This is a genomic window from Reyranella sp. (assembly GCF_004296935.1).
Taxonomy (GTDB): domain Bacteria; phylum Pseudomonadota; class Alphaproteobacteria; order Reyranellales; family Reyranellaceae; genus Reyranella.
This window is the reverse complement of sequence record NZ_SCVH01000106.1, coordinates 55491-82385: the sequence shown is the minus strand read 5'-3', so window position 1 is coordinate 82385 and position 26895 is coordinate 55491. Positions and strand designations below refer to the sequence as shown.

Sequence of the window (26895 nt, the reverse complement as noted above, 5' to 3'; positions counted from 1 at the left end):
TAGTCCCCCTGTTTTTTCGGACCCACACGATCCCGCCGCCTTGAATGCAAGGGTCGTGCCAATCTCCGCGCGAATCTGTCGGCTGCATTCGCGGTGGCCCTTGTCTACAACCGGGACATGACAGCCCCGCTCGATCTCGGCGTTCACGCGCTGCGCAATGCCTATCGGTCCGGCAAACTCGACGTCCGACAGGTGGTCGAGGAGGTCCTGAAGCGCATCGCCGCCGCAGGCGACGACAAGGTGTGGATTTCCCGCGCCTCCGATGCCGCCCTGCGCACCCAGGCCGACAGCCTCACGGCGCGGCGCGGCGAGATCGAGAAGCTGCCGCTCTATGGCGTCCCGTTCGCCGTGAAGGACAATATCGACGTCGCCGGCATGACGACGACGGCGGCCTGTCCCGGCTTCGCCTACGAGGCCAGGACTTCAGCCGAGATCGTGCTGCGCCTGGTGGCAGCGGGTGCCATCGTTGTGGGCAAGACCAATCTCGACCAGTTCGCGACCGGCCTGGTGGGCGTGCGCTCGCCCTACGGCGTGCCGCGCAATCCGTTCAATGCCGACTACATTCCCGGCGGCTCGAGCTCGGGCTCGGCCGTCGCTGTTTCATCGGGCCTGGTGAGTTTCTCGCTCGGCACAGACACGGCGGGCTCGGGGCGCGTGCCCGCCGGCTTCAACAACATCGTCGGCCTGAAGCCGACGCCGGGCCTTTTCAGCAACGAAGGCGTCGTGCCGGCCTGCCGCTCGCTCGATTGCGTGTCGGTGTTTGCGCTCTGCTGCGCCGATGCCGATGCCGTGCTGGGCGTCGCCTGCACGCCTCGCGCGACGCCGGCCATCGGCGAGACGTTCCGCTTCGGCGTGCCGAGACCGCTCGAGTTCTTCGGCGACGATGCCTATGCCGCCCTTTACGCCGAGGCCGTCGGGAAGCTGAAGGCGCTGGGCGGCACGGCGGTCGACTTCGACTACGCGCCCTTTCGCGACGCCGCCCAGCTTCTCTACAGCGGGCCGTGGGTGGCGGAACGAACGGCGGCGGTCGGCGCCTTCATCGAAGGCGCCGCTGACAACGCCGGCGTCTGGCCGACGACGCAGCAGATCGTGCTGGGCGGACGCAAGTACAGCGCCGTCGACGCCTTCGAGGGCCAGTACAAGCTCGCCGAGTTGAAGGCGCGCGCGGCGGCCGAGATGCACGGCCTCGATTTCCTCGCCCTGCCGACGGCGGGCACGATCTATCGTCTGGCCGATCTCGAGCGTGAGCCGGTGCTCTACAATTCGCATCTCGGCCACTACACCAACTTCGTGAATTTCTTCGGCCTCGCCGGCCTCGCCCTCCCCTTCGGCTTCCGTCCCGATGGCCTGCCCTTCGGCATCACCCTGATCGCCCGTGCTTACGCCGAACGCACCCTGCTGGCCTTTGGCGCGCGCTGGCAGCGCGCCGTGCCACTGTCGCTCGGCAAGACCGCGAGCCGGCTGCCGGCGCCGGCGCACGATCCCGTGGTCGTCGAGGATCGCGTTTCCATCGCCGTGGTCGGCGCCCATATGAGCGGCCTGCCGCTGAACGGCCAACTCACCGAGCTGGGCGGTCGCCTGGAAAGCGCCGGCAAGACCGCGCCGGTCTATCGCTTCTATGCCTTGCCCGGCGGTCCACCGCAGCGGCCCGGCATGGTGCGCATGGCCGAAGGCGGCGGCGCCATCGAGTTGGAGGTTTGGAGCTTACCGGCCGACAAGGTCGGCGCCTTCGTCACCAGGATCCCCGCGCCGCTCGGCCTCGGCACTGTCGCGCTCGCCGACGGCTCCGGTGTGCTGGGCTTCCTCTGCGAGAGCCACGCCATCGCCGGGGCGCGCGACATCACTTCGCTCGGCGGCTGGCGGGCCTATATCAAGAGCCTTGCCGTCTGATAGGGTCCGCTCCCGAGGAGGAACGAACCCATGGCGAAAATCGCAATCATCACCGGCTCCGGCAGCGGCATCGGCCGCGCCGCCGCGCTGGCGCTGCTCAAGAACGGCTACAAGGTGGTGCTGGCCGGCCGGCGCAAGGAAGCGCTCGAGGAGACCGCGAGCATGGCCGGCAACAACGCCCCCAATGCGCTGGCGGTGCCGACCGACGTTACCAAGAGGGAATCGATCCAGGCGCTGTTCGCCCGGACCAAGGAGGCCTTCGGCCGCCTCGACCTGGTGTTCAACAATGCCGGCGGCGGCGCGCCGCCCGTGCCGCTCGAGGACCTGCCGTTCGAGACCTGGCAAAGCGTGGTCGCGGCCAACCTGACCGGGCCGTTCCTGTGCACCCAGGAAGCCATCAAGATCATGAAGGCGCAGAAGCCGATGGGCGGGCGCATCATCAACAACGGCTCGATCTCGGCGCATGCGCCCCGGCCGTTCTCGGTCGCCTATACTTCGACCAAGCACGCCATCACCGGCCTCACCAAGTCGACTTCGCTCGACGGCCGCGCCTACGACATCGCCTGCGGCCAGATCGACATCGGCAATGCCGTGACACCGATGACCGAGCGCATGACCAAGGGCGTGCTGCAACCCAACGGCACGACCATCCCCGAGCCACGCATGGACGTCGAGGCGGTGGCGCAGGCCATCGTCTACATGGACAGCCTGCCGCTCGACGCCAATGTCCAGTTCATGACGGTGATGGCGACCAAGATGCCGTTCGTCGGACGAGGGTGAGGGGCCGTGGCTAGGCCTTCAGCCCGGCACGCCTAAGCTCGGCGAGCATGTTGGTGAGCATCCCATGGGCCTGCACGGTCCCGTCGGCCAGCTTGCGGTGCTCGCTGGCCGGCACGATCACGCCCTGTCGACCGACGCGATGGCAGACGCCGGCCTTCTCAAGCTCGATGGCATGTCGGCGCACCGTCTCATAGGGCAGTCGCAGTGAGTTGGAGATCGCCAGGATGCTGACCGGCCGGCGCTGATCGTCGGGCAGCACGGCCTGGTTGGCGGCGACCGCGGTGTTGATGACGTGCTTGACGTTGGCCGTCCAGATCGCGCTGAACACCAAGCCTCTCAACAGATCCCCGTTCCAGAGATCGCCGAGCATCCGGATGCCGGCGAGGAGCTGGCGGGTGGACGCGGTCGCGATCACCATCTGCTCCCGCGTGAGCTTGCCCTGCCGCACGATGGATCTGGACGGCGCTTCGTATTTCGCCAGCCGCGCTCGGGTGAGGTCGATCAGCATGCGCTCGGCATTGAGATAGATCTTGCGCATCCAGTCGACGGTCGATCGGCTTTTCAGGGCGGCCGGCACGACGGCGATCCCCTCGCGCGTGGCCGTGCACTGGCCCGCGCGCACGAGCCCCGCGGCATGGCGGCGTACCGTCTCGTAGGGCAGGTTGAGACGGCGCGCGAGTTCGCGCACGCCGACCCTCCCGCCATCGGGGTCGCGCATGTGATTGTGCCAGACCGCCATGAAGACGAGGCCCGAGATCAGCCTGTCGCCCTGGAGCTGCGTGAGCAGATCGACACTGCGCAGAAAGAACTCCGACGAAATACGCACCATCGGATAGGCATTGCGTGGAACTTCCAGCGGCTCATTTTGGGGAACAACTTGGCTCATTCTGGGGACCCTACGACTTCGGGAATTGGCCCGGAAGCGCATAGTTCCCGGCACTAGGGAGGGCATGCCGAAGTCCGGCGTTGGTCATTCCGCCGTGTGGGCGGAAGGGCGATTGCGCTGGCCTGCTGCACGGCTCTTGCCAATCGGGCCTTCTCCCAGGTCGGTGACCCACCGCCGGACTGGAAAGGCGGTCCATATGATCGGCACGTTCGCGCCGGCCGTCGGTGAATTTTCTGAATTTTCCATCAATCACCGCGGCCGGCGTGAATGCCTGCCGGCCTGACCAAACACCCGTCAGCGGCCCCCGTCCCAGTAGCTCTCGCCTCAGTAACCCTCGTCCGCGAGGTTGAGCAACGGGAAGGCGCTGTGCACGCCGGGCATGTTGGTCGGCATGCTGCGGCTGATGTAGCTCTTGTCGAGCTCGGCGAGGCTGGTGACGCCCAATAGGCCCATCACCTCCTTCATTTCCTCTTCAAGCAGTTCGATCACGCGCTCGATGCCGGCAGCGCCTGCTGCTGCGAGGCCGTAGCAATAGAGCCGGCCAAGGCCGACCCAGTCGGCGCCCAAGCAGATAGCCTTGACGATGTCGCTGCCGCGGCTGAACGAGCCGTCGACCGCGATCTTCGCTCGGCCCGCAACGGTATCGATGATTTCCGGCAGCACCTCGGCCGAGCCGCGGCCGTGGTCGAGCTGGCGGCCGCCATGATTGGAGCAGTAGACTGCCCAGACCCCATGCTGGCAGGCGATCTCGGCGTCCTCACCCGTGCCGATGCCCTTCAGCATGAACTTCACATCGGGGAACTTGTCCTTCACGCGCTTGAAATTCTCCCACGAGAAGGCGGCCTGGTGATCCTGCCCGACGGCTGCCGTGCGCCACGACTTCACGAAGCGCTTGGCAATGTCGCGTTCGCGCCTCGAGTAGACCTGGGTGTCGACGGTGATGCAGAAGGCGTCGTAACCTGCGTCCATCGCCTGCTTCACGCGGTCGGCCACCCACTTGTCGTCACCGCGCACATAGAGTTGGTAGATCTTGGGTGCCGCGCCACCCTTGACGATGTCCTCGAGCCTGAGCGTCGTCACCGAGCTGATCAGCATCGCCACATTGCCCGCCCCCGCGCCCCTGGCCACGGTGATGCCGCCACCCGGCTCGAAGGACTCGAGCGAGCCGACTGGAGCCAGCATCACCGGCAGGCGGATCCTGCGGCCGAAAATCTCCGACGACGGATCGATCTTCGACACGTCGCGCAACACGCGCGGCTTGAAGGCGATCGAATCGAGCGCCAGCCGGTTACGCCGAAGCGTGGTTTCGGTCTCGGTGCCGCCGATCAGATAGTCCCAGATGTTGGGACTGAGCCGGATCTTCGCCGCCTTGACGATCTCGTGAAGGGTCGCAAATTCACTCTCGAGGCCGCTCGCCATTCTTCCCCCGGCAATTCCAGTCGTTGGCCGTTTCTTGCGCGTCCGTCGACGCACGTCAACGCGCCGACACAATTTCGCCATATCGCCAAGTGTCATAGAGGAGCCTAAGTCGCCCGCCGGCATTGACGGTGGACGTATTCGGCGATTTGATCGCCAGCAGGGACGATCGCCCGGCGGAACCGGCGGTGACGACTGTGCCGGCGTGCGGGCAAACGGTGAGGCTATTCATGAAAAGACGTGTTCTGACCCAGGCGCTCATGGTCGGGCTGATGTGGACGCCGGCATTCGCCGCCGATCCCCTGCCGACGCTGCAGGAAACGCCCATGCTCGCCGACAAGGTCAAGTCAGGCGCGCTGCCACCGGTCGCCCAGCGCATTCCCGAGCAGCCCTGGATCGTCAAGCGATTCGCGGGCGGCGAAGGCCCGGGCAAGCAAGGCGGCCAACTCAACATACTGGTCGCCGGCGTGCGCGATTCACGCCTGATGACGGTCTACAGCTACACTCGCCTGATCGTGTATGACGACAAGTTCAAGCTGCATCCCGACATTCTGGAAAGCTACGAGATCAAGGAAGGCCGCGAATTCACGCTGAAGCTGCGGGCCGGGCACAAATGGTCGGACGGCCATCCCTTCACCACCGACGATTTCCGCTTCTTCTGGGAAGACATTGCCAACAACCCCGAGCTGTCGCCTTCCGGCCCGTCGGTCGAACTTATCGTCGACGGCAAGCCGCCCAAGGTCGAGATCATCGACAAGCTGACGATCAAGTACACTTGGGACAAGCCCAACCCCTACTTCATCGAGAGCCAGGCGCGCGCCGCGCCGCTCTTCCTCTTCCGGCCGGCGCACTACCTCAAAAAGCTCCATGGCAAGTACACCCCCGAAGAGGAGATCCTGAAGCTTTACAAAGGTAGCCGCTGGGTCAACATCTACCGGCGCCAGGACGTCATGTACGGCAACAGCAATATCGACATGCCGACGCTGAACCCGTGGGTCCTCGCGACACCGTACCCCGCCCAGCGCTACGTCTTCACTCGCAACCCCTACTATCACCGCATCGACGAGAAGGGACAGCAACTGCCCTATATCGACGACGTGATCATGACCGTGGCGGCGACCAACCTGATACCGGCCAAGGCGGGCCTCGGCGAGGCCGACCTGCAACCGCGCTATCTCAACATGCGCGACTACACCTTCCTGCAGAAGAGCGCCAAGACGTCGGGTGTCAATGTTCGCTTGTGGGAGTCCGGCTCGGGTTCGCAGATCGCACTCTATCCCAACCTGACGGCGACCGATGAGGAGTGGCGCAAGCTGATGCGCGACGTCCGCTTCCGCCGCGCCCTGTCGGTGGCCATCGACCGCGATGAGCTGAACCAGGTCGTCTATCTCGGCCTCGCCAAGCCCTCCAACAACACGGTCATGGAGCGTTCCGAACTGTTCAAGCCGGAATATGCGACCAAGTGGGCGAAGTTCGATCCCAAGCTCGCCAACAAGCTCCTCGACGAGGTCGGCCTCGCCAAGCGCGGTCCCGACGGCATCCGCCTGCTGCCCAGCGGCAAGCCGGCGACGATCGTGATCGAGCATGCGAGCGAGGAGACCGAAGACGCCGATGCCTTGCAGCTGATCTCCGAATTCTGGAAGAAGGTCGGCATCAAGATGCTGACCAAGCCTCAGACACGCGAGAATTTCCGGCTCAGGGCCTTCTCGGGCGAGGCGATCATGACTGCCTTCGCCGGCAATGTGACCGCCGTGCCGACGGTCAACACCAGTCCAAAGGAATTTGCGCCGACCATGCAGGGCGGGCTTCAGTGGTCGCGCTGGGGCATGTTCATCGAATCCAAGGGCACCAAGGGTGAGAAATGCGACCTCGACTCGGCCTGTAAGCTGCTCGACTACCTGAAGGAATGGGAGACGTCGGGCGACACAGCGGGACGCCGCAAGGCCTGGGACAAGATGCTCGAGGCCAGTGCCGACGAGGTGTTCTCGATCGGGACGGTGAACGGCATCCGCCAACCCATCGTGGTCGGCCCCAAGGTTCGCAACGTGCCCAAGGAAGGCTATTCCGCCTGGGATCCGGGCGGGTACATCGGGCTCTACCAGCCCGACACGTTCTGGATCGCCCAGTAATCCTCGCAATGAGAAAAGATCCCTCGCTCCCCTCGGGATGACAAGGACCCCGTCATCCCGAGGGGAGCGAGGGATCTTTCATTTCATCACCATGTGTCGATGTTCGACCGCTTCTTGTGCGCGTTACGCGGCCTTGGCGCAGCATCGAGCAGCGCGGTCGCGATCCAGCGTCGCGAATCGGCGGGGTCGATGACCTCGTCGACCTCGAAGTAGGTAGCGGTGCTGAGCGCCCTGCCGCGCGCGTAGGCCGCCGCCACCATCCTGTCGAACAGCTGGCGCCGCTCCGCCGGATCGGTGATTGCTTCGAGTTCCTTGCGATACCCGAGCTTGACCGCGCCCTCCAGCCCCATGCCGCCGAATTCGCCGGTCGGCCAGCTCAGCGCGAAGGTGGGGGCGTGGAACGAACCGCCGGCCATCGCCTGGGCCCCCAGCCCATAGGCCTTGCGCAGCACGATGGTGCCGAACGGGACGGTGAGGTTGGCGCCGGTCACGAACAACCTGGAGCAATGGCGGACCAGGGCGGTCTTCTCGACCTCCGGTCCCACCATCATGCCGGGTGTGTCGCACAGAAACAGGATCGGGATGTCGAAGGCGTCGCAGAGCTGCAGGAAGCGCGCCGCCTTGTCCGAGCCGTCCGAGTCGATGGCGCCCGCGAGGTGCGTCGGGTTGTTGGCGACGATGCCCAGCGGTCTGCCCTCGATGCGGCCGAACGCCGTCACCATGCCCGGCCCGAAGGCGCGGCGCAGCTCGAGCACCGAGTCGTGGTCGCAGAGTGTCGTGATCACATCGCGGACGTCATAGACGCGCAGCCGGTTCTCGGGGATCACGCGGCGCAACAGCCGCTGGTCGGCGGCCCGCCATTCCGGCAGCGTGCCCTGGAAGAAGGAGAGATACTTCTTGGCGACCGCGACCGCTTCGGCCTCGTCCTCGACGGCGATATCGACGACACCGTTGGGCACCTGCACGCTCATCGGGCCCACTTCCTCGGGCGAGAACACGCCGAGATTGCCGCCCTCGATCATCGCCGGACCGCCCATGCCGATCGACGAATTCTTCGTGGCGATCACCACGTCGCAGCAGCCGAGGATCGCGGCATTGCCGGCAAAGCAGCGGCCGGAATTGATGCCGACCAGCGGCGCCACGCCACTCAGCCGCCCGAAGATATGGAAGGCCATGGTGTTGAGACCGGCCACCGACTGCACGTCGATGTCGCCCGGCCGGCCGCCGCCGCCCTCGGTGAAGAACACCAGCGGGATTCTCTGCTTCTCCACGATCTCGAACAGCCGGTCCTTCTTGTGATGGTTGTTCTTGCCCTGGGTGCCCGCCAGCACGGTGTAGTCGTAGTGTGCCACCGCCACGCGGCTGTGTTCCGGCCCGAACAGCGAGCCATTGACCCGGCCGATGCCGGTGATCAGCCCGTCGGCAGGCGTCCTCTCGATCAGGTCGTCAATGGTGCGGCGGGTGCGCTGGCTGGCGATGGCGAAGGCGCCGTACTCGACGAAGCTGCCGGGGTCGACCAGGTCGTCGAGATTCTCCCGCGCGGTGCGCTGGTTGGTCTTGCGCCGGCGCGCCACCGAGTCCGGCCGCTTCTCGTCGAGTGTCATCGCGCGGCGTTCGAAGTACTCCGCGAGATCAGGCCGGACATGATCGAGGTCGATCTTGTCCTCGGCCACTGCCCCCTTCACCTCGACGTCGGCCTCCTCGACGAATAGCAGCGCATGTCCCTCGTAGATCGTCTCGCCGGCCTCGACCGCGATCCGCCGCACATAGCCGCGTGCCGGACTCTTGATCTCGTGTTGCATCTTCATCGCGTCCATGACCAGCAGCGCCTGACCCGCCGCGACGGCGTCGCCCTCGGCCACGGCGATGCTGACGATCGTGCCCTGCATCGGCGCCTGTACCGGCACGGTGCCCTCGGGCGCGTCGACCGCGGCTTCCGGCGCGGCCTGCTGCGCAGCCTTGCCGAAGCTCAATACCGCCAGCGGATCCACGGCATCGACGCGTGCACCGGCCTGTCGTCCGCCCGGCTGGGCCGCGGCCACCGTCTGGAAATACAGTCCCGACTGCAGCCTCGCCGCCGTCTCGACCAGCTCCCTGGCCTGGTCGTCGACGAAGCGCGTATGCACGCGGTCGGCACGGAAATCGGGATGGGCAAGCAAGGCGCGCAGGAAGGCGATGTTCGAGGGCGCGCCCTCCAGCCGGAACGCCGCCAGCGCCCGCTCGGTGCGCGCCAGCGCGTCGCCGAAATCCGGCGACGGAGCATGCACGATCACCTTGGCCAGCAGCGAATCGAAATTGGGATTGGTGCGATAGCCGGCGTAACCGTAAGTATCGACGCGCACACCGGGTCCCGACGGTGGCTCGAATACGGTGAGCGTGCCGCCGCCCGGTTTCGCCGAGCCGTCAGCCGTCATCGTCTCCATGTTGATGCGAAGCTGGATGGCATGGCCACGTGGCGTAAGCCCCTTGATCCCGACGTCGTCGAGCGACTCGCCGCCCGCCATGCGCAACTGCGCCTTGACCAGATCGACACCCCACACCTCCTCGGTGACGGTGTGCTCGACCTGCAGGCGCGGATTGGCTTCGATGAAGCAGAAGAAATCCTTTACGACATCGTCGATCAGGAACTCGAAAGTACCGAGACTGCGGTAGTTCACCGCCTTGGCCATGGTCACCGCCGACTCGACGATCTTCCGGCGCATGTCCTCAGCGAGGTTGGGACTGGGCGCCAGTTCGACGATCTTCTGGCTGCGGCGCTGGATCGTGCATTCGCGCTCGCCGAGCGCCACGATTCCACCGGCGCCGTCGCCCACGATCTGCACCTCGATGTGGCGGGCCCGCGCGATCAGCCGCTCGGCATAAAGATCGCCGTTGCCGAATGCGGCCTTGGCCTCGGCCGAGGCGCGCGCGAAGGCGTCGGGTATCTCGCTCTCCGCCGTCACGATGCGCATGCCGCGCCCGCCGCCGCCTGCGATGGCCTTGATGACGATGCCCGACTTGCCATGCTTGGCAAAGAACGCCTTCACGCCCGCGACGTCAGTCGCACCGTCGGTACCCGACAGCACGGGTGCCTTGTTCTTGCCCGCATGCGCCCGCGCCCGGGCCTTGTCGCCGAAGAGGTCGAGCTGCTCTGGCGTCGGGCCGACGAAGACCAGGCCGGCCTCGGCACAGGCGCGCGCGAATGCCGCGTTCTCGGACAGGAAGCCATAGCCGGGGTGGATGCCGTCGCAGCCTGTCGCGCGCGCCACGTCGATCACGCCCGCAATGTCGAGATAGGCCGCGGCACCGCGACCCTTCAGAGGCTGCACCTTGTCGACGCGCTTGATGTGCAGCGCGTTGGCGTCGTCCTCGGAATGCACACCGACCGTGGCGATGCCGAGTTCGGCGGCGGCCTGGGCGATGCGGATGGCGATTTCGCCGCGATTGGCAATCAAGAGTTTCTTAAGCATGGCACCGAGTATCGAGGTAAAAACTGCATATGTCGAAACGACTGCTGATTGTGGCCCACGCCCCCTCGGAGAACACCCTCTCGCTGCGCACCGCTGTGGAACGCGGCGCGCGGAGCGAAACGGGTCTCGATGTCCGGGTCGTGGCACCGCTGCAGGCCGGGCCTGAAGACGTGCTGGCCGCCCAGGCGATCATCCTGGGGACGACCGAGAACCTGGGCTACATGAGCGGCGCCCTGAAGGACTTCTTCGACCGCAGCTACAACCCCTGCCTGGAGAAGACCCAGGGCCTGCCCTACGCCCTCTACATCCGTGCCGGCAGCGACGGCACCGGCACGCGACGCGGCGTCGAGACGATCGCCACCGGCCTACGCTGGCGCGCCGTGCAGGAGCCGCTGATCTGCAAGGGCGCGTGGCAGCCCGGCTTCGTCGGGCAATGCGAGGAGCTTGGCGCCGCCATGGCCGCGGGCCTCGCCGCCGGCATCTTCTGACTAGTGAGCGGTCCAGCCGCCGTCGACCACCAGGCCGGCGCCGGTCATGAAACCCGCATCGTCCGACGCCAGAAACACGATCCCCTTGGCAATGTCCTGAGCGACGCCGAGCCGGCCGATCGGATGGAGGCCGAGCGTGGTCTTGCGCGCCTGCTCGGTGTCGTTGGTGCCGGTCTGGGCGGCGCGCATGACGAAGGTCTTCTCGCCCATGTCCGTCTCGATCAGGCCGGGATGGATCGAGTTGACGCGGATGCCGTAGCCCTTGCGACCGAATTCCAGGGCCGTCGACTTGGTGAAGAGCGTTACGCCGCCCTTGGTCAGTGAATAGAGCGGGTCGAGCTGCGAACCCACCAGACCGGCGATAGAAGCCAGGTTGACGATGTTGCCCTTGGACTTCTTGAGGTGCGGCAGCGCTGCGCGCGTGCCCAGCACCACGCCGGTCAGGTTGACGGCCACGAGCCTGTGCCAGTCATCGAGGCTTGCCTCCTCGACGCCCTTGCCGTTGAAGATGCCGGCATTGTTCACCAGCACGTCGAGCTTGCCGAACTTTGCGATCGTGGCGTCCATCGCCTCGGCCCAACTCGCCTCGCTGGTGACGTCGAGGTGCGCGTAGATCGCCGCGTCCCCGAGCTCCTTTACGGTCTGTCGGCCGCGCTCGTCGAGCACGTCGCCGATCGCCACCTTGGCGCCCGCCTCGACCATGAGCTTCGCCGTCGCCGCGCCGATGCCGCGCGCGGCACCCGACAGAAATGCGATCTTACCATCCAGCCTGTTCATCCGCTTCCTCCCGATATTCTCTCGATTTGCGCCCGTCCTGTTTGCAGCTATGCTCCGGGCAGAACAAGAAAAGATAAAAGGGAGGCCGCCAGGCATGCGCCAGGGTCGGTTGATCGCGACGGGTGTGATGCTGGCGTTCTGCCTGTTCGCACTCTGGCAGGCTTTGCTACTGTCGTTGACGGATCGCCTGGGCCCCGGCCCGGGCTTCTTTCCGTTCTGGCTAGCGCTGATCGGAGCGGTGCTCGCGGTCGCACTCCTCTTCACGACGTTTCGCGAGCCGGTCGATCCCGCTGACGCCGAGGTTCGCATACTGCCGCACGGGCCTGGCGCCAAGCGCTGGCTCGCCATCGTCGTGCTGCTGGCCGCCACTGCCGCGGCGATGGAGATCGTGGGCTTCCGCCTCGCCATGCTCGTCTTCAACGCCGCCCTGGTGATCGCACTGGGCGAGCGGCGCTGGTGGTTGATCGCCGTGTTTGCCGTGCTCGGCAGCTTCGGCGTGCACTACATCTTCACCACCTGGCTGGACGTGCTCCTGCCGGCCGGCTGGATCTGGAGCTAGGCGATGGAGGCCTTTCACCATCTGCTCGCAGGGTTCGCCGCTGCCCTCACAGTCAAGTATCTGCTGTTCGCGCTCGCAGGTTGCGTACTCGGCACGCTGATCGGCGTGCTGCCGGGCCTCGGCCCGGCAGCCGGCACGGCTATCCTGATTCCGCTGACCTTCAGCCTCGATCCCACGGGCGCCATCATCATGCTGAGCGCCATCTACTATGGCGCGATGTATGGCGGGACCATCACCTCGGTGCTGATCAACGTGCCCGGTGAAGCGGCCTCGGTCGTGACCTGCATCGACGGCTACCAGATGGCGTTGCAGGGGCGCGCAGGCTCGGCGCTTGCCATCGCTGCCATCGGCTCCTTCGTCGGCGGCACGCTCGCCACCGTGGCGCTGGTCCTGGTCGCCACGCCGCTCGCCACGCTGGCGCTCAAATTCGGACCCGTCGAGTTCTTCGCCCTGATGGTGGCGGGCCTCTGCCTCGTCGTCGGGCTGGCCGGCAAGAACATGCTGGCGGCACTGCTCATGACGGTGATCGGCCTGCTGTTCGCCATGATCGGCCTCGATCCGGTGCGTGGCGCACCGCGCTTCACCTTCGGCATCGAGGAACTCTACGACGGTATCGGCTTCGTGCCGGTGGTCATGGGTCTGTTCGGTGTCGCGGAACTGCTGATCGCGGCCGAAAAGCGGCAGGCTCGCATGATCCAGGCCGACCTCAAGAACTGGATGCCGACCAAGGAGGAGCGCCGCGCCTCGGCGGGCGCCATCGGCCGCGGCACGGTGATCGGCTTCATCCTCGGCCTGATCCCCGGCGTCGGCGCCATCGTGCCGACCTTCATGGCCTACGTGATCGAAAAGCGGGTCTCCAAGACGCCGGAGCGTTTCGGCAAGGGCGCCATCGAGGGCGTCGCCTCGGCCGAGACCGCCAACAATGCCTATGCAAATGCCGCCATGGTGCCGCTGCTGGCGCTCGGCATTCCGAGTTCACCCACCATCGCCGTCCTGATGGGCGCCTTCATCATCAACGGCCTGACGCCTGGCCCGTTCCTGTTCCAGGAACGGCCCGAACTCGTATGGACGGTGATCGCCAGCTTCTTCGTCGGCAACGCGCTTCTGCTGATTCTCAACCTGCCGCTGGTCGGATTGTGGGCCAAGTTGCTCAAGATTCCGTTCAGTTACCTGTGTACCGGCGTGCTGATCTTCTGTGTGATCGGCGCCTATGGGCTGAAGCAGAGCCTGTTCGACGTCTGGGTGATGCTGGGCTTCGGCATCATCGGCTATTTGCTGCGCAAGCTCGATTTCCCCATCGCGCCGGCCATCCTGGCTTTGATTCTGGGGCCGATGATGGAGCGCTCGCTGCGCACGACTCTGGAGATGTCCGGCGGGAGTTACGCGATCTTCCTCGACCGGCCGGTGGCGCTCGTCCTGCTCACCGTGCCGGTGATCGTGCTGGGCGCCCTCTTGCTCCGCCCCGGCACGTTCTCCAAGCTCAGGGAAACCGATACGGATTAACCAAAAAACACGCCGTTACAGGAGGAAACCATGATTCTTCGTCGTCGTACCCTGCTCGCCGCCTCGGCGGCTACCGCCACCACCATCGCAAGCCCCGCTATTGCCCAAAACTATCCGCGCCGCCCCGTGCAGCTCATCGTCGCCTTCGCGGCCGGCGGCAGCACCGACGTCGGCGCGCGCATCCTCGCGGCAGCGGCCGAGAAGGACCTCGGTCAGACGATCACCGTGGTCAACAAGGGTGGCGCCGGCGGCCAGATCGGCTTCACCGAAATCGCCCGCGCCCGGCCCGACGGCTACACGCTGGGCTTCCTCAACCTGCCGGCGGTCAACACCATCATCCTCGATCCCGAGCGCAAGGCGGCGTTCAACGTCGACAGCTTCATCCCCATCGTGAACCAGGTGCTCGACCCCGGTCTGATCTGGGTCAAGGGCGACAGCCCCTACAAGTCGGTGGCCGATCTGATCGACGCGGCCAAGAAGGAGCCGGGCAAGATTCGCGCCTGCACTACCGGTATCCTGAGCGACGACCATCTCGCCATCCTGATGATGCAGGAAGCCGCCAAGTGTGAGTTCCGCATCGTCCATTTCGACAGCGGCACGCAACAGCTCGCCGGCGTCATGGGCGGCCATGTCGACGTGGCATTCGACAACGTCGGCAGTATCGTGAAGCGTATCGAATCGGGCGAAGCGCGCGGGCTTGCGGTCACCGATGTCGTACGGTCGAAGTTCCTGCCCAACGTGCCCTGCACCAAGGAACTGGGCTACACGACGGTGATCTCCTCCTCGACCCGCGGTGTCGGCGCGCCCAAGGGCACGCCGGCCGACATCGTGAAGGTGATCGAGACCGCCTTCCTGAAGGCGATCAACAGCGCGGACATGAAGCAGAAGATGGACGTCGCCGGCCTCGCGCTGAAGCCAATGGTCGGCGCGGAGTATGCGAAGTACTACGCCGACACGCAGGCGCAGGCGAAGAAGTATACCGAATGGGCATTGAAGATGCGGTAAGCGCTTTCGCAGAAAGCGCCGGCGGGCGGCAGCGCTTGTAATCAAGCGCGAGAGCCCGCGCCGCGCAGAACGGATGAGGCTCGCCGTTCTTGCCTCTTCTGAACCGAGCGGGCTTCCGCGCTTGATTACAAGCGCTGCCGCCCGCCCAAGCTGACGCGCTAGGTGCGCGTCAGCTTGTTAAACGGCACGTCCTTGTCGACACGGATGTCGGCGGGGAGCCCGAGCACACGCTCGGCCACGATGTTGCGCAGGATCTCGTCGGTGCCGCCGGCGATGCGGAAGCCGGCGCCGCCGATCCATTGAGCCTGGAAGCCGGCGGCGTGCGGCACGTCTTCCTTCATGATGCCAGCGTGGCCCATCAGCTCCATGGCGAAGGCGCCCATGTCCTGCATCTTGGGAGCGGCCACGATCTTGATGATCGAGGATTCCGGCCCCGGCGTCTGGCCCTTGGAGAGCGCCGTCAGCGTGCGGTAACGGGTGAGCTTCAGGCCCTGCTGCTGGACATACCATTCGGCGATCCTGCCGCGGACCTGCTGGTTGCGGATCGCCGGGCCATCCTCGAGATCGGTATCGCGGGCGAGTTCCATCAGCTCGTCGATGTCGAGGCCGCCCGACGGCAGGCCGACGGCGAGGCGTTCGTTCATCAGCGTGGTCAGCGCCGCCTTCCAGCCCTCACCGACCTTGCCCAGCCGCTGGCTGTCGGGGATGCGCACGTCGGTGAAGAACACCTCGTTGAAATTGGCGCCGCCCGAGATCTGCTTGATCGGCCGCACTTCCACCCCAGGCGTCTTCATGTCGAGGAAGAACATGGTGAGGCCCGCGTGCTTCGGGACATTGGGATCGGTGCGGGTGATGACGATGCCGTAGTCGCAATAGTGCGCGCCCGAGGTCCAGACCTTCTGGCCGTTGATGACCCAGCTATCACCGACTCGCTCGGCCTTGGTGCGGATGCCCGCCACGTCCGATCCGGCGGCGGGTTCGGAGAAAAGCTGGCACCAGACTTCCTGACCGTGCAGCGCGGGCTTTACGTAGCGGGCGAGCTGCTCCGGCTTGGCATAGGCCATCATGGTGGGGATACACATGCCCAGGCCGATGTCGAAGAAGCCCAGGGGCACCAGATAATTGGCCTCCTCCTGCTGGTAGATCACCTGCAGGATCGGCGAGGCGCCGCGGCCGCCGAACTCCTTGGGCCAGGTGATGCGGGCGTAACCCGCCTTGGCCTTCTTGTCCTGCCACTCCTTGGCCTTCTTCAGGAGCTCGGGGTCGTCGTTGCGCGCGCGAAAGCTCTGCTTGTCGTCGCTCTTGCGCGTGGCATTGGCCTCGAGCCAGGTCCGGACTTCCTTGCGGAAAGCGGCTTCTTCTGCGGTGTCGTTGAAATCCATCGTGGTTTCCTCCTACGCCGCGTTCTTCTGTTCGAGACGCGTCACCAGCTTGTCCTTCCACGCCATCGGCCCGCCGATCGACAACGCCATCAGGCGCGAGCGGCGATAGTGGAACTGCGTGTCGGCCTCCCAGGTGAAGCCGATGCCGCCGTGGGTTTGGATGTTCTCCTTGGCGGCGAAATCGTAGGCCTCGGTGGCGGCAATCCGCGCCGCCGCCGCCGCGACCGCGAGATCGGCACCGCCCTCGGTCAACATCATGGCGCCGTAGTAGGCGTTGGAGCGGGCGAGCTCGAGCTTGACGTAGCAATCCGCAAGCTTGTGCTTGATCGCCTGGTAGGAGCCGATTGCGCGGCCGAAGGCCTGACGCTGCAGCGCGTAGTCGCGCGCCATCCACATCGCGGCCTCGGCGCCGCCCACCTGGGCAAAGGCGAAATAGACCGCCGCCGCATCGTAGAGCCGTTCGAGCAGCCGCCAGCCCTCGCCTTCGCCGCCCAGCAGTTCGGCCGAGGTGTCCTTGAAGGTGAGTTCGGCGTGCTTGCGCGCCGGATCGATGGTCTCGACGCGCTTTTTCGCGACCGCCGTCTGCTTGAGGTCGACCAGCACCAGCGAGAGCGCGCGATCGCCCGCACCGCCGGTGTTGGCAAGAACGATTGCGAAGGTCGCGGCTTCGCCATCGGTCACCGGAACCTTTTTGCCGTTGAGGCGTCCGCCGCCGAACAAAGTGCGGATATTGCGCGGCTTGGGCGGCTGCGGCCCCTCGGCGATGGCGAGCGTGCCGATCGCCTGGCCCGACGCGAGGTCGGTCAGAAATTTCTTCTTCTGTGCGTCCGAGCCCGCAAGCTTCAGCGCCTCGGTCGCCAGCACCACGGAAGTATCGAACGGTACCGGCGCGGCGGCGCGGCCGATCTCCTCGGCCACGACGCAGACTTCAAGCGGTGACAAGCCCGAACCGCCGTATTCCTCGGGGATGCCGATGCCCGGTACGCCGAGATCGACCAGGCCCTTCCAGACGTCGTCGGCATGGGTTTCGTTGCCGTCGAGCACGCGCCGCACGACCTTGGTCGGGCACTTGTCGGCGAGGAATTTGCGAACCTGCTCCTTGAGCAGCTTCTGGTCGTCGGAAAAATCGAAGTTCATGATGACCCGACCCTAGCAAGGCCGGCCGGTTCGGGGAACGGTTCTAGGTTCCGTCAGGCGGGTCGTCGGATGTGCTAGGCTGGAGGCCATGAACACACCCCAAATCACCGACTGGCATGCCCACGTCTACTTTGACACTGCCTCGCGCGACGCCGCCTGGGCGCTGCGCGAGCGCATCGAAAAAGCCTTCCCCATCGAGATGGGACGCTTCCACGAAAAACCCGTCGGTCCGCATCCGCGCTTCAGTTATCAGGTGGCATTCAGGAACGAGCAGTTCGCGCCGCTGCTGTCCTGGCTGACGCTCAACCGCGGTGACCTCACGGTGTTCATCCATCCCAACACCGGGCATGATCTCGAGGACCATCGCGACCGCGCAATCTGGATGGGCCTGCAGGTACCGCTGGTCCTGGATATCTTCACGAAGAAGGGCTGACCGAATGGACTCGCTGCTTCCCCTCGCCAAAAAAGTCGGCGAGAAACTCAAGACCCGAAAGGAAACCGTCGGCGTCTCGGAATCCTCGGCTGGCGGACTCGTTTCCGCCCTGCTGCTCTCGGTCCCCGGCGCCTCGGCCTATTTCATAGGCGGCGCCGTGGTCTATACGCGCCCGGCGGGTGACGCCTTCCTCGCGGTGCCGCGTGAGAAACGCGCCGGCGTGCGCTCGTCGAGCGAGCCGTGGGCGCTGTTGGCGGCCGAGCATGTGCGCGAGCGGCTGAAGACGACCTGGGGCCTGGCAGAGACCGGTGCCTCGGGCCCAACCGGCAATTCCTACGGCGATCCGGCGGGTCATACCTGCGTGGCGGTGATCGGCCCCAAGGGCAGCATTGCGCGCACCTTGCGCACCGGCTCGGCCGACCGTGTCGCCAACATGCGCGCTTTCGCCGCCGAAGCGCTCAAGCTGATGGACGAGCAGCTTTCTTAAGGCCTCTGCGACCGGCCGCCGGCAGTCATGCCGCCGTCGATGACCAACTCCTGGCCGGTCATGTAGTTGGCCGCCTCGGTGCAGAGGAACAGCACGCCGTTGGCGATGTCCTGCGCCTCGCCGACGCGCGGCAGCGGCACGGACTGTGCGGCGCGTTCGTGCGGATCGATCGGCGCGTTGCGGCGATTGCCTTCGGCGCCGGTCGGGATCTTGCCCCAGATCGGCGTGGCGATGATGCCGGGGTGGACGGAATTGCAACGGATATTGTCGGCGGCATGTTCCAGCGCCACTGACTTGGCCAAGAGCCGCACACCGCCCTTGGTCGCCGAATAGGCGGCAAGGCCCGGCGCCCCGCGCAGGCCCGCGATCGACGACATCAGCACCAGCGAGCCGCCGCCGGCGCGCTTCAGCGCCGGGATGGCATGCTTGATGGAGAGGAACACGCCGTCGAGGTTGATCGCCTGCTGGCGCTGCCAGTCGGCCAGGGTCATCTCGGCGATCGGCGCCATCACGCCGATGCCGGCATTGGCCACCATGATGTCGAGCCGGCCGAAGCGCTTCTCCGCCTCGGCGATCACACCGGACCAGCCTGCCTCGTCGCGCACATCATGGTGCAGATAGTGCGCCTTGCCGCCGGCCTTCGCGATGCGCAGGACGACTTCCTTGCCGAGCGCATCGTCGATGTCGGTGATGAGGACTGCAGCGCCCTCGCGGGCCAGCGTCTCGGAGCAGGCCTCGCCGATTCCCGAGGCACCGCCGGTAACGACGGCGACCTTGCCCGAAACCTGACCCATCTGGCTCAGCGACCCTTCCAGTTGCCCGGCCGCTTCTCGGCATAGGACTTGATGCCTTCCTTGAAGTCCTCGGTCTTGCGCGTCCAGTCCTGCTCGGTGAGCTCGCGTTCGGTCGCGATTTCGGCGGCGTCGGCGAAGCCGCGGCGCATGGTCTCGCGCGTCGACTGCACGGCGAGTGGTGCGCCTTCGGCGATCTCGGTGGCGAGCGCGATGGCGGCCTTGCGTACGTCGGCGAGCGGCACCAGCACGTCGGCCAGGCCCATGGCGACGGCTTCCTCACCGCCGACCCGGCGGCCGGTATAGAATAGCAAGTTTGCCTTCTGCTGACCGATCAGGCGCGGCAGCGTGTAGGTCAGCGAAAAGCCGGGATGGAACCCGAGGCGCGTGAAGTTGGCGGCGAAGCGGCCCTCGGCGCAGGTAACTCGGAAGTCGGGCATCACGGCGAGGCCAAGGCCACCGCCGATTGCCGGGCCCTGTACTGCGGCCACACTCGGCTTCTTGGCGCGGAACAGGCGGGTCGCCTCCTTGTAGAGATGCTTTCCGCTCTCGGCCGCACCGGTCTGCGGCCGGTTGGCGAAATCAGCGCCGGCGCAGAACGACTTGCCCTGCGCGCACAGCACATAGGCGCGGATGTTCATGTCCTTGTCGAAGGCCTCGAATGCGTCGGCGATCTGGTTGATCAGCGAATTGTCGAAGAAATTGTGCGGCGGCCGCTGGATCTCGACGATGCCGACATGGCCTTCGGTGCTGATGCCGATGTCTTTGTAGGTGGCGCTCATGCGTTTCCCCCGGGTTGAAGCCGATGAATTGGTCGCGGATATTGCCCCGCCCCCGGGGGCTCGTCGATATGGGAGGACAAAGAATGTCGCAAAGCGAACAACGCGCGCTCGTGCTGGGCGGCGGCACCATGGGCGTGGGCATCATCGCCATGTTCCTGGGCGGCGGCTGGAGGGTCGACGTGGTGTCGCGCTCGGCTTCCACACGCGACGGCCTGGCCGTTGCAGCTGGCAAAGCGCTGACGTCGATGGGCAAGCCCGCCGACACCTCGGGCCTCGCCACCTACGCGACCCTGGCCGAGGCGCCGTGGCCCAAGATCAACATGGTGGTCGAGACGGTGACCGAGGACCTGGTGCTGAAGCAGCAGATCTTCGCCGACATGGAGAAGCTGGCCCGGCCCGACTGCGCCCTCACCTCGAATTCATCGAGCTTCCCCATCAGCGAGATCGCCAAGGGCCTGAAGACGCAGGCGCGCATGATGGGGCTGCATTTCTTCATGCCCGCCCATCTGATCCCGCTGGTCGAGGTAGTCCGCTCCGTCCACACCGACATCCCGACTGCCGAGAAGGTCGGCGCAATCATGAGTTCGCTGGGCAAACGGCCGGTGCAGGTGAAGAAGGACGTGATCGGCTTTCTTGGCAACCGCATCCAGGGCGCCCTGATGCGCGAGGCGCTATGGCTGATCGAGCAGGGTGTCGCCTCGCCTGAAGATGTCGACGCCACGGTGCGTCTCTCCTTCGGTTTCCGCTACGCCGCTGCCGGCCCGATCATGCAGAAGGAGCATTCGGGTTGGGACACGACTTGCGCAGTCGCGAAGATCATCTGGCCCGACCTCACCAATGCCGACGGCCCGCCGCCCGTGCTCCAGCGCAACGTTGACGAGGGCCGCATCGGCTTCAAGACCAAGGCCGGGTTCTTTCCGTGGAACGATGAGTCCATAGCGAAAGAGCGCGCCCGATATGAGCGCGCTCTTCGCAAGTGTCTCGAAATCTTCCGTGAGGAAGGAATTGTCTAACCGTCGCTTGGGTACAAGCGACTAGGCTGCGCGACCCCGGCCACCGAAGCGGCGGGCGCCGCCGTTCGAACGCGGACGGTCGCCATGCGGGCGGTCGCCTTGCGGACGATCGCCACGCGGCGGGCCATTCGGACGATCGCCGAAAGAGCGCGGGCGGTCGCCTTGCGGACGATCACCGTGGGGACGGTCACCTTGGGGGCGGTCGCCTTGCGGGCGATCGAAGCGGGGACGATCGTCGTGCGGGCGATCACCATGAGAACGGTCGCCGCGCGGCGGGCCATTCGGACGATCGCCGAAGGAACGCGGACGGTCGCCTTGAGGGCGATCACCCTGCGGACGATCACGGAAATCACCCCGCGACCACTGGCGCTCACCTTGCGGGCGATCACCCTGAGGACGATCACCATGCGGTCGATCGCCCTGCGGGCGTGGTCCACGCGGCGGACCGTTGGGACGATCGCCACCATGGCCGCCGCCGAACGACCGCGGACGGTCGCCGAAGGAACGTGAACGGCCGGGACCACCCGGACCGCGACCGCGCGGACGCTCATCGCGACCGCGCTCGTCACGGGGGTCGCGCTCCTCGCGGGTGCGTGCCACCACCGGCATTACCGGCATGTCCTCGTTGGCCGGCGTCGCCACGACGGCGATCGGCTGACGGGTGAGCTTCTCGATGCTGCGTAGCTGGCCGCGCTCGCTCGAATCACAGAACGACACGGCAATGCCCGAGGCACCGGCGCGCGCGGTGCGGCCGATGCGATGGACGTAACTCTCGGCGTCGGCCGGCAGCTCGTAATTGATGACGTGGGTCACGCCCTGCACATCGATGCCGCGCGAGGCGAGATCGGTGGCGACCAGCACGCGGGCCTTGCCGCGGCTGAAGTTGTCGAGCGCCTTCTGACGGGCGTTCTGGCTCTTGTTGCCGTGGATCGCCTCGGAACGCACGCCGCGGTCCTCGAGCGCCTCGGCAACCCGGTTGGCGCCGCGCTTGGTGCGGGTGAACACGATCACGCGCTCGAGCGCCGCGTCGGACAGCAGATGGCTCAGCAACTGGCGCTTGCTGGAGGCGTTCACGTAATAGACGCGCTGCTCGATCTTCTCGATCGGCTTGCCCTGGGCCGCGATCTCGACCTTCTCCGGGTTCTTAAGGATCTCCGAGGAGAGCTTGGCGATGTCGCTCGGCATGGTGGCCGAGAACAGCAGCGTCTGGCGGTTCTTCGAGACAGAGCCGGCGATGCGGCGGACGTCACGGATGAAGCCCATGTCGAACATGCGATCGGCTTCGTCGAGCACGAAGAAGGTGACGTTGCCGAGCTTCACGTTGCCGCGCTCGACGAGGTCGAGCAGACGGCCGGGTGTGGCGATCAGGATGTCGACGCCGCGCGCCAGCGTTTCGATCTGACGACCGTAGCCGAGACCACCGACGACGGTGCACAGGCGCAGGCCGAGGCCGCGGCCGTAGGTGTCGAAGCTGCGCGCGATCTGCACGGCAAGCTCACGGGTCGGCGCCAGCACGAGCGCCCGCGGGCTCTTCGGCTGGGCGCGTTCGCCGGAAGCGGCAAGCAGCTGCAGGACGGGCAGCGCGAAAGCCGCCGTCTTGCCGGTGCCGGTCTGGGCGATGCCCAGCACGTCGCGGCCCTTGAGCAGCGCCGGAATGGTACGCGCCTGGATCGGCGTGGGGGTGGTGTACTTCGCTCCGTGCAGGGCACGCAGCAGCGGCTCGGACAGGCCGAGATCCGCAAACGAAACTTCACTCACTTGAAAATAGTCCTTCTCGCCGCCCACCGTGCCTTTCGGGCACGCGTATGTAGGGCGGCTTTTGGCCCGTTCCCGCGCGCGGCTGGGACGGCTCTTGCTTTGGGGATTGTCTCGGGATGAAGCGCCGTCACAAGAAATGGGGCGCGTCGCGCGATCGCGAGAAACCTTGATCAGCCCACGAAGCAGCGGGCTGGCGGGGTTATGATGGTGCGGCGCAGCGAAGTCAAGTGGCGAAACTGTGGCATGGCCAGCACCCAGAGGCAGCCATAGGATCGGTTCGACCAAGACGCAGAGGAAAGTGGCCAGATGGAATTCGGCGTTCTTTTCACCTCGCATCCCAACCCGACGGAAGAGCCTTACCCGCATCGCGACGTGCATGCCCGCACGACCGACGAGATCCTCGAAGCCGAACGGCTGGGCTACGATACCGCTTGGATCGCCGAACATCATTTCGCGACCGGCTACGGCATCATGCCGGACTGCTTCGCCTACATGGCTTATCTGTCGGCCAAAACCAACCGCATTAACATCGGCGCCGCGGTCATCACGCTCCCCCTCTACGACCCGATCCGTGTCGTCGAGAACACGTCCTTCGTCGACATCCTGTCCAATGGTCGGGTTCGGCTCGGCCTGGGTTCCGGCTATCGGCCCTACGAGTTCGAAGGGCTGGGCAAGGATTTCGAGGGACGCCGCGACATGGTCGAGGAAGCGATCGGGTTGATGTTCGACGCTTGGCACCGCCGTCGCTGGGATCACAAGGGCAAGTATTTCAGCGGCACTGTCGCGGAGCCCTACGAGATGCTGCCGCATCCCATCCAGATGCCGCATCCGCCGCTCTACATGGCGGGCGGCACCGATCGTTCCATCGGCTACAGCGGCCGCAACGGATTCGGCCTGATGCTGTCGACCTTGCCCGGCATCGAGACGCTGGCAGCGCAAACCGCGCTCTACAAGCGTGAGCTCAGCCTTGCCTCGGTCGAGCGCGCCAAGAATCCGGCGGCCGGCAACATCGACATCGCGCGCTGGGTCTATATCGCCGATACCGATGCCCAGGCGCGCGCCGACACCGAAGAAGCGATCGTGCGCCACATCGCCCATTTCGGCGGCACCGGCACCAGCGGCTATCTCGGCTCGGTGTCGGAGAAGGGCAACCAGCTCAGCTACGACGACCTGCGGGCCACCACGCTGTTGCATGGCTCGGCCGAGACGGTGATTGCCCGTTTGCGTGAGATGCAGTCACGCACCGGCATGACCTCGCTGCTGCTGCACTATCCGCCCTACTATGGGCGCGAGAAGACGATGAAGAGCCTAAAACTCTTCGCCGAACGCGTGATCCCCGCCTTCCGTCCCCCGACGCGCCGCGTCGCCGCCGCGGAATGAGATCGGCAGCGGCGCGCAGCAATACTTCGCTCGGCGCCCTCTACACCATGCTCGCCATGCTAGGTTTCGCCAGCATGGACGCCATCTCCAAGTGGCTGGTGGCCGACTATGCCATCGGCCAGATGATGTGGATTCGCTACGCCGTCTTCTGCGTCTTTGCTTGGCTTGTCGTCCGCCGCCGCGGCCTGCTGACGGCGGCGCGCACGCAACGTCCCTGGCTGCAGGCGGGCCGGGCGCTGCTGGCGGTGGTGGAAAGCGCCGTCTTCGTGCTGGCCTTCAACTACCTGCCGCTGGCCGACACCCATGCCGTTGCGGCCACTTCGCCGCTGATCGTGATCGCGCTGGGAGCACTCTTCCTCGGCGAGCGCGCCGGCCTCGCGCGCTGGCTGGCCGTGGCCGTCGCCTTCGTCGGCATGCTGATGATCGTGCGCCCTGGCCTCAGGGCGCTCGACTGGTCGCTGCTGCTGCCGCTGCTCGGCGCCCTTCTATGGGCAGGCTATCAAGTCCTGGTCCGGCTCTGCTCGCGCACCGATTCGCCCGACACGACGCTCGTGTGGTCGGCCTTCGTGGCCTTCGGTGCCACCACCCTGGTCGGCCCGTGGCAGTGGCGCTGGCCGGATGCGACGGCCTGGGGCCTGTTGATCGCCATCGCTCTGCTGGGCGCGCTCGCCCACTACGCACTGATCAAGGCGCTCGACCATGCCGACGCCGGCGCCGTGCAGCCCTACAGCTACACCTTGCTGGTCTGGGCCGCGGTGCTGGGCGCGCTGGTGTTCGGCGACATTCCCGATCATTGGACCCTGGCGGGTGCAGCCATCATTGTGGCGAGCGGCCTTTATACTTGGCACCACGACCGCCGCGCGGCGGAGCGCGCGAAGGCGATTTCCGATTAACCTCAGTAGGTTATGGGAGACGACTCGAACCACACTGACGGTAGGGCTATTCCGCATTGGCGATGCGATTAGCATATTGACATGGTTGCTCCCGAGTACCATTTGCTCGGGACGCCCTACAAAGGGTGCTCGAGATTGCCGCCGCACCCTGTTTTCGCCGGCTTGAATAGCTGATCGCCAACACCGGTACGTCTTCACCTGCGCCAGCTTCGCCTGAGCGCGACACGTCGATTGGACCGGTAAGTTTATGGACGGCGACCTCAGCGCACTACGCGGCAGCCAGCCCACGCTGGCGCCGACGCCGACGCGCAATTCCAGCCTGCCGTTCCGTCGTGGCGGCTTCGCCAGCCTGTGCGAAGCGCTCGACTATGCGGCCGGAGGCGATACGGGCCTCAATTTTTTCGACGCGCGCGGCGGACTGCTCGGCAGCCTGCCCTACCGCGATCTCCGCACCCAGGCCCAGACCTTCGCGCGCCGCCTGATCGGCGCCGGCATCGCACGCGGCGAGCGCCTGCTGATCGTCGCCGACACCTGGCCGGGGTTCTGCGTCGCCTTCTTCGGGGCGCAGTATGCTGGCGTGCTGCCCGTGCCGGTATCCGTCCCGGTCGGCCTCGGCGCCAAGGCGAGCTACATCGAACAGCTCGGCCGGCAGATCGCCGCGGCGGGCGCCGTCGGCGTCGTCGCTCCCGACGAACTCGCCTCCTATGCGGTGACCGCAGCGCAGGGAACCACCGCCCGTCTCGCCGGATCGATGGCGACGTTCGAGGCCCTGCCCGACGGCGCGGTCGAATTGCAGCCACTGTCGGCCGCCGAACAGTGCTACGTCCAGTTCTCGTCGGGCAGCACACGCGCCCCGATGGGGATCGACATCCGCCAGGATCGGCTGATGGCCAACATCGACGGCTCGATCGCCCGTCAGGAGCTGAAAGAGGGCGATTCCGGCGTGAGCTGGCTGCCGCTCTATCACGACATGGGGCTGATCGGCTTCATCCTGGCGCCGATGTGTGCGCAACGCAGCGTCGATCTCCTGGCGCCGCGCGACTTCGCCCGCCGGCCGACGCAGTGGCTGTCGCTGATCTCACGCCGGCGCGCCACCATCACTTACAGCCCGAGCTTCGGCTACGACCTCGTCGCGCGGCGTGCGGCAACACAAATGCCAACCGGCCTCGACCTGTCGTGCCTGAAGCTGGCCGGAATCGGCGCCGACCTGATCCAGGCGCCGGTGCTGCAGCGCTTCGCCGACACGTTCGCCGCGGCGGGCTTCGACGCTCGCGCCTTCCTGCCGAGCTACGGCATGGCCGAGCTTTGTGTTGGCCTGAGTTTCAGCCGCCGTTTCGGCGGCTACAAAATCGACAAGCTCGGCAAGCGCGATTTCGTGGTGTGCGGACGACCCATGGCCGGCCATCACGTCGAGATCCGCGACGAGACCGGCGCGGTGGTGTCGGAGCGACAGGTCGGCCGGCTCTTCGTCCAGGGACCGAGCGTCATGCCGGGCTATTTCGGCGAGCCTGAAGCGACCGCCCGTGTCCTCAAGAACGGCTGGCTCGATACCGGTGATCTCGGCTACTGGAGCGACGGCGAGATCGTGGTGACCGGTCGCGCCAAGGACCTGATCATCGTCAACGGCCGCAACATCTGGCCGCAGGACATCGAATGGGCGATCGAGGCCCTGCCGCGGCTGCGCCAGGGCGATGCCTGCGCCTTCTCCGTCGAGTCGGGGGCGGGCGAGGAAGTGGTCGTCCTCGTGCAGAGCTACGTGGGCGACGCCGAGGAACTCGAGGCGCTGACCGGCAGCATCCGCCAGACGGTCAAGGAAACCGCCGGTGTCGACTGCCGGATCGAACTGATCTCGCGCAAGTTCGGACTTCCGCTCACCTCGTCAGGCAAGCTCTCCCGCACCCACGCCAAGGCGAAGTTCATCGCCGGCGACTATACGATGCCGGCGGCGGCCGAATGA

At 66.0% G+C, this 26895-nt stretch carries 22 protein-coding genes; 13 read left to right on the top strand and 9 right to left on the bottom strand.

Annotated features, from left to right (window positions below; genetic code table 11):
* Nucleotides 1-117 precede the first annotated feature (117 nt).
* Together atzF and EPO55_RS15660 are read left to right on the top strand one after the other, a co-directional pair.
* On the top strand, nucleotides 118-1890 hold the full coding sequence (gene atzF, locus EPO55_RS15665) for an allophanate hydrolase (RefSeq protein ID WP_296337897.1): 1773 nt from the start codon (nucleotides 118-120) through the stop codon (nucleotides 1888-1890).
* A gap of 30 nt (nucleotides 1891-1920) precedes the next feature.
* The gene (locus EPO55_RS15660; RefSeq protein ID WP_296337896.1) at nucleotides 1921-2670 is read left to right on the top strand and encodes an SDR family oxidoreductase; all 750 of its coding nucleotides are present in this window, start codon (nucleotides 1921-1923) and stop codon (nucleotides 2668-2670) included.
* A gap of 10 nt (nucleotides 2671-2680) precedes the next feature.
* Here EPO55_RS15660 and EPO55_RS15655 read toward each other — a convergent pair whose 3' ends face one another.
* Together EPO55_RS15655 and EPO55_RS15650 are read right to left on the bottom strand one after the other, a co-directional pair.
* Nucleotides 2681-3556 (bottom strand): hypothetical protein, encoded by an 876-nt coding sequence (locus EPO55_RS15655; RefSeq protein ID WP_296337895.1) that lies wholly within the window; start codon nucleotides 3554-3556, stop codon nucleotides 2681-2683.
* 324 nt (nucleotides 3557-3880) lie between these two features.
* Nucleotides 3881-4975, bottom strand: coding sequence for an alpha-hydroxy acid oxidase (locus EPO55_RS15650; protein ID WP_296337894.1), 1095 nt, complete (start codon nucleotides 4973-4975; stop codon nucleotides 3881-3883).
* Nucleotides 4976-5202: 227 nt separating this feature from the next.
* Here EPO55_RS15650 and EPO55_RS15645 point away from each other — a divergent pair, with 227 nt between their 5' ends.
* Nucleotides 5203-7101, top strand: coding sequence for an ABC transporter substrate-binding protein (locus EPO55_RS15645; RefSeq protein WP_296337893.1), 1899 nt, complete (start codon nucleotides 5203-5205; stop codon nucleotides 7099-7101).
* A gap of 86 nt (nucleotides 7102-7187) precedes the next feature.
* Here EPO55_RS15645 and EPO55_RS15640 read toward each other — a convergent pair whose 3' ends face one another.
* Nucleotides 7188-10550, bottom strand: a complete 3363-nt coding sequence (locus EPO55_RS15640) for a carboxyl transferase domain-containing protein (RefSeq protein ID WP_296337892.1) — start codon at nucleotides 10548-10550, stop codon at nucleotides 7188-7190.
* A 29-nt stretch (nucleotides 10551-10579) separates the two neighbouring features.
* Here EPO55_RS15640 and EPO55_RS15635 point away from each other — a divergent pair, with 29 nt between their 5' ends.
* Nucleotides 10580-11038 carry a flavodoxin family protein gene (locus EPO55_RS15635; RefSeq protein ID WP_296337891.1) on the top strand — a complete coding sequence of 153 codons (459 nt, stop codon included), beginning with the start codon at nucleotides 10580-10582 and terminating at the stop codon, nucleotides 11036-11038.
* On the opposite strand, the gene EPO55_RS15630 is transcribed toward EPO55_RS15635, so the two are convergent.
* Nucleotides 11039-11815, bottom strand: a complete 777-nt coding sequence (locus tag EPO55_RS15630) for a glucose 1-dehydrogenase (RefSeq protein ID WP_296337890.1) — start codon at nucleotides 11813-11815, stop codon at nucleotides 11039-11041.
* Nucleotides 11816-11909: 94 nt separating this feature from the next.
* Here EPO55_RS15630 and EPO55_RS15625 point away from each other — a divergent pair, with 94 nt between their 5' ends.
* Genes EPO55_RS15625 through EPO55_RS15615 form a run of 3 tightly spaced genes read left to right on the top strand, consistent with a single transcriptional unit; the run spans nucleotide 11910 to nucleotide 14882 of the window.
* Complete coding sequence (locus tag EPO55_RS15625) at nucleotides 11910-12374, top strand: tripartite tricarboxylate transporter TctB family protein (protein WP_296337889.1); 465 nt, start codon at nucleotides 11910-11912, stop codon at nucleotides 12372-12374.
* A gap of 3 nt (nucleotides 12375-12377) precedes the next feature.
* On the top strand, nucleotides 12378-13877 hold the full coding sequence (locus tag EPO55_RS15620) for a tripartite tricarboxylate transporter permease (RefSeq protein ID WP_296337888.1): 1500 nt from the start codon (nucleotides 12378-12380) through the stop codon (nucleotides 13875-13877).
* A 30-nt stretch (nucleotides 13878-13907) separates the two neighbouring features.
* Nucleotides 13908-14882 carry a tripartite tricarboxylate transporter substrate binding protein gene (locus EPO55_RS15615; protein ID WP_296337887.1) on the top strand — a complete coding sequence of 325 codons (975 nt, stop codon included), beginning with the start codon at nucleotides 13908-13910 and terminating at the stop codon, nucleotides 14880-14882.
* A 158-nt stretch (nucleotides 14883-15040) separates the two neighbouring features.
* On the opposite strand, the gene EPO55_RS15610 is transcribed toward EPO55_RS15615, so the two are convergent.
* Both EPO55_RS15610 and EPO55_RS15605 read right to left on the bottom strand, forming a co-directional pair.
* On the bottom strand, nucleotides 15041-16264 hold the full coding sequence (locus EPO55_RS15610; protein WP_296337886.1) for an acyl-CoA dehydrogenase family protein: 1224 nt from the start codon (nucleotides 16262-16264) through the stop codon (nucleotides 15041-15043).
* 12 nt (nucleotides 16265-16276) lie between these two features.
* Complete coding sequence (locus tag EPO55_RS15605; RefSeq protein ID WP_296337885.1) at nucleotides 16277-17401, bottom strand: acyl-CoA dehydrogenase family protein; 1125 nt, start codon at nucleotides 17399-17401, stop codon at nucleotides 16277-16279.
* 88 nt (nucleotides 17402-17489) lie between these two features.
* On the opposite strand from EPO55_RS15605, the gene EPO55_RS15600 reads away from it, so the two are divergent.
* Both EPO55_RS15600 and EPO55_RS15595 read left to right on the top strand, forming a co-directional pair.
* On the top strand, nucleotides 17490-17834 hold the full coding sequence (locus EPO55_RS15600) for a DOPA 4,5-dioxygenase family protein (RefSeq protein WP_296337884.1): 345 nt from the start codon (nucleotides 17490-17492) through the stop codon (nucleotides 17832-17834).
* A 4-nt stretch (nucleotides 17835-17838) separates the two neighbouring features.
* On the top strand, nucleotides 17839-18321 hold the full coding sequence (locus tag EPO55_RS15595) for a CinA family protein (protein WP_296337883.1): 483 nt from the start codon (nucleotides 17839-17841) through the stop codon (nucleotides 18319-18321).
* On the opposite strand, the gene EPO55_RS15590 is transcribed toward EPO55_RS15595, so the two are convergent.
* Nucleotides 18318-19115, bottom strand: coding sequence for a glucose 1-dehydrogenase (locus tag EPO55_RS15590; protein WP_296337882.1), 798 nt, complete (start codon nucleotides 19113-19115; stop codon nucleotides 18318-18320). The genes EPO55_RS15595 and EPO55_RS15590 overlap by 4 nt on opposite strands.
* A 5-nt stretch (nucleotides 19116-19120) precedes the next feature.
* Nucleotides 19121-19894 carry an enoyl-CoA hydratase-related protein gene (locus tag EPO55_RS15585; RefSeq protein WP_296337881.1) on the bottom strand — a complete coding sequence of 258 codons (774 nt, stop codon included), beginning with the start codon at nucleotides 19892-19894 and terminating at the stop codon, nucleotides 19121-19123.
* A gap of 83 nt (nucleotides 19895-19977) precedes the next feature.
* Here EPO55_RS15585 and EPO55_RS15580 point away from each other — a divergent pair, with 83 nt between their 5' ends.
* Nucleotides 19978-20907, top strand: a complete 930-nt coding sequence (locus tag EPO55_RS15580) for a 3-hydroxyacyl-CoA dehydrogenase NAD-binding domain-containing protein (protein ID WP_296337880.1) — start codon at nucleotides 19978-19980, stop codon at nucleotides 20905-20907.
* Between the two features lie 21 nt (nucleotides 20908-20928).
* Here the strand turns inward: EPO55_RS15580 and EPO55_RS15575 are convergent, their stop codons facing one another.
* On the bottom strand, nucleotides 20929-22665 hold the full coding sequence (locus EPO55_RS15575; protein ID WP_296337879.1) for a DEAD/DEAH box helicase: 1737 nt from the start codon (nucleotides 22663-22665) through the stop codon (nucleotides 20929-20931).
* A 306-nt stretch (nucleotides 22666-22971) separates the two neighbouring features.
* Here EPO55_RS15575 and EPO55_RS15570 point away from each other — a divergent pair, with 306 nt between their 5' ends.
* From EPO55_RS15570 to EPO55_RS15560, 3 genes are all read left to right on the top strand, one after another.
* Nucleotides 22972-24045, top strand: a complete 1074-nt coding sequence (locus tag EPO55_RS15570; RefSeq protein WP_296337878.1) for an LLM class flavin-dependent oxidoreductase — start codon at nucleotides 22972-22974, stop codon at nucleotides 24043-24045.
* The gene (locus tag EPO55_RS15565; RefSeq protein ID WP_296337877.1) at nucleotides 24042-24938 is read left to right on the top strand and encodes a DMT family transporter; all 897 of its coding nucleotides are present in this window, start codon (nucleotides 24042-24044) and stop codon (nucleotides 24936-24938) included. The genes EPO55_RS15570 and EPO55_RS15565 overlap by 4 nt, the downstream gene beginning before the upstream one ends.
* A 247-nt stretch (nucleotides 24939-25185) precedes the next feature.
* Complete coding sequence (locus EPO55_RS15560) at nucleotides 25186-26895, top strand: AMP-binding protein (protein WP_296337876.1); 1710 nt, start codon at nucleotides 25186-25188, stop codon at nucleotides 26893-26895.

Coding starts and splice junctions, on each gene's coding strand:
- EPO55_RS15630 (WP_296337890.1), bottom strand. CDS start 11,815: ATGAACAGGCTGGATGGTAAGATCGCATTTCTGTCGGGTGCCGCGCGC.
- EPO55_RS15635 (WP_296337891.1), top strand. CDS start 10,580: ATGTCGAAACGACTGCTGATTGTGGCCCACGCCCCCTCGGAGAACACC.
- EPO55_RS15585 (WP_296337881.1), bottom strand. CDS start 19,894: ATGAGCGCCACCTACAAAGACATCGGCATCAGCACCGAAGGCCATGTC.
- EPO55_RS15605 (WP_296337885.1), bottom strand. CDS start 17,401: ATGAACTTCGATTTTTCCGACGACCAGAAGCTGCTCAAGGAGCAGGTT.
- atzF (WP_296337897.1), top strand. CDS start 118: ATGACAGCCCCGCTCGATCTCGGCGTTCACGCGCTGCGCAATGCCTAT.
- EPO55_RS15625 (WP_296337889.1), top strand. CDS start 11,910: ATGCGCCAGGGTCGGTTGATCGCGACGGGTGTGATGCTGGCGTTCTGC.
- EPO55_RS15580 (WP_296337880.1), top strand. CDS start 19,978: ATGTCGCAAAGCGAACAACGCGCGCTCGTGCTGGGCGGCGGCACCATG.
- EPO55_RS15645 (WP_296337893.1), top strand. CDS start 5,203: ATGAAAAGACGTGTTCTGACCCAGGCGCTCATGGTCGGGCTGATGTGG.
- EPO55_RS15650 (WP_296337894.1), bottom strand. CDS start 4,975: ATGGCGAGCGGCCTCGAGAGTGAATTTGCGACCCTTCACGAGATCGTC.
- EPO55_RS15640 (WP_296337892.1), bottom strand. CDS start 10,550: ATGCTTAAGAAACTCTTGATTGCCAATCGCGGCGAAATCGCCATCCGC.
- EPO55_RS15620 (WP_296337888.1), top strand. CDS start 12,378: ATGGAGGCCTTTCACCATCTGCTCGCAGGGTTCGCCGCTGCCCTCACA.
- EPO55_RS15600 (WP_296337884.1), top strand. CDS start 17,490: ATGAACACACCCCAAATCACCGACTGGCATGCCCACGTCTACTTTGAC.
- EPO55_RS15565 (WP_296337877.1), top strand. CDS start 24,042: ATGAGATCGGCAGCGGCGCGCAGCAATACTTCGCTCGGCGCCCTCTAC.
- EPO55_RS15595 (WP_296337883.1), top strand. CDS start 17,839: ATGGACTCGCTGCTTCCCCTCGCCAAAAAAGTCGGCGAGAAACTCAAG.
- EPO55_RS15655 (WP_296337895.1), bottom strand. CDS start 3,556: ATGAGCCAAGTTGTTCCCCAAAATGAGCCGCTGGAAGTTCCACGCAAT.
- EPO55_RS15590 (WP_296337882.1), bottom strand. CDS start 19,115: ATGGGTCAGGTTTCGGGCAAGGTCGCCGTCGTTACCGGCGGTGCCTCG.
- EPO55_RS15570 (WP_296337878.1), top strand. CDS start 22,972: ATGGAATTCGGCGTTCTTTTCACCTCGCATCCCAACCCGACGGAAGAG.
- EPO55_RS15615 (WP_296337887.1), top strand. CDS start 13,908: ATGATTCTTCGTCGTCGTACCCTGCTCGCCGCCTCGGCGGCTACCGCC.
- EPO55_RS15660 (WP_296337896.1), top strand. CDS start 1,921: ATGGCGAAAATCGCAATCATCACCGGCTCCGGCAGCGGCATCGGCCGC.
- EPO55_RS15560 (WP_296337876.1), top strand. CDS start 25,186: ATGGACGGCGACCTCAGCGCACTACGCGGCAGCCAGCCCACGCTGGCG.
- EPO55_RS15610 (WP_296337886.1), bottom strand. CDS start 16,264: ATGGATTTCAACGACACCGCAGAAGAAGCCGCTTTCCGCAAGGAAGTC.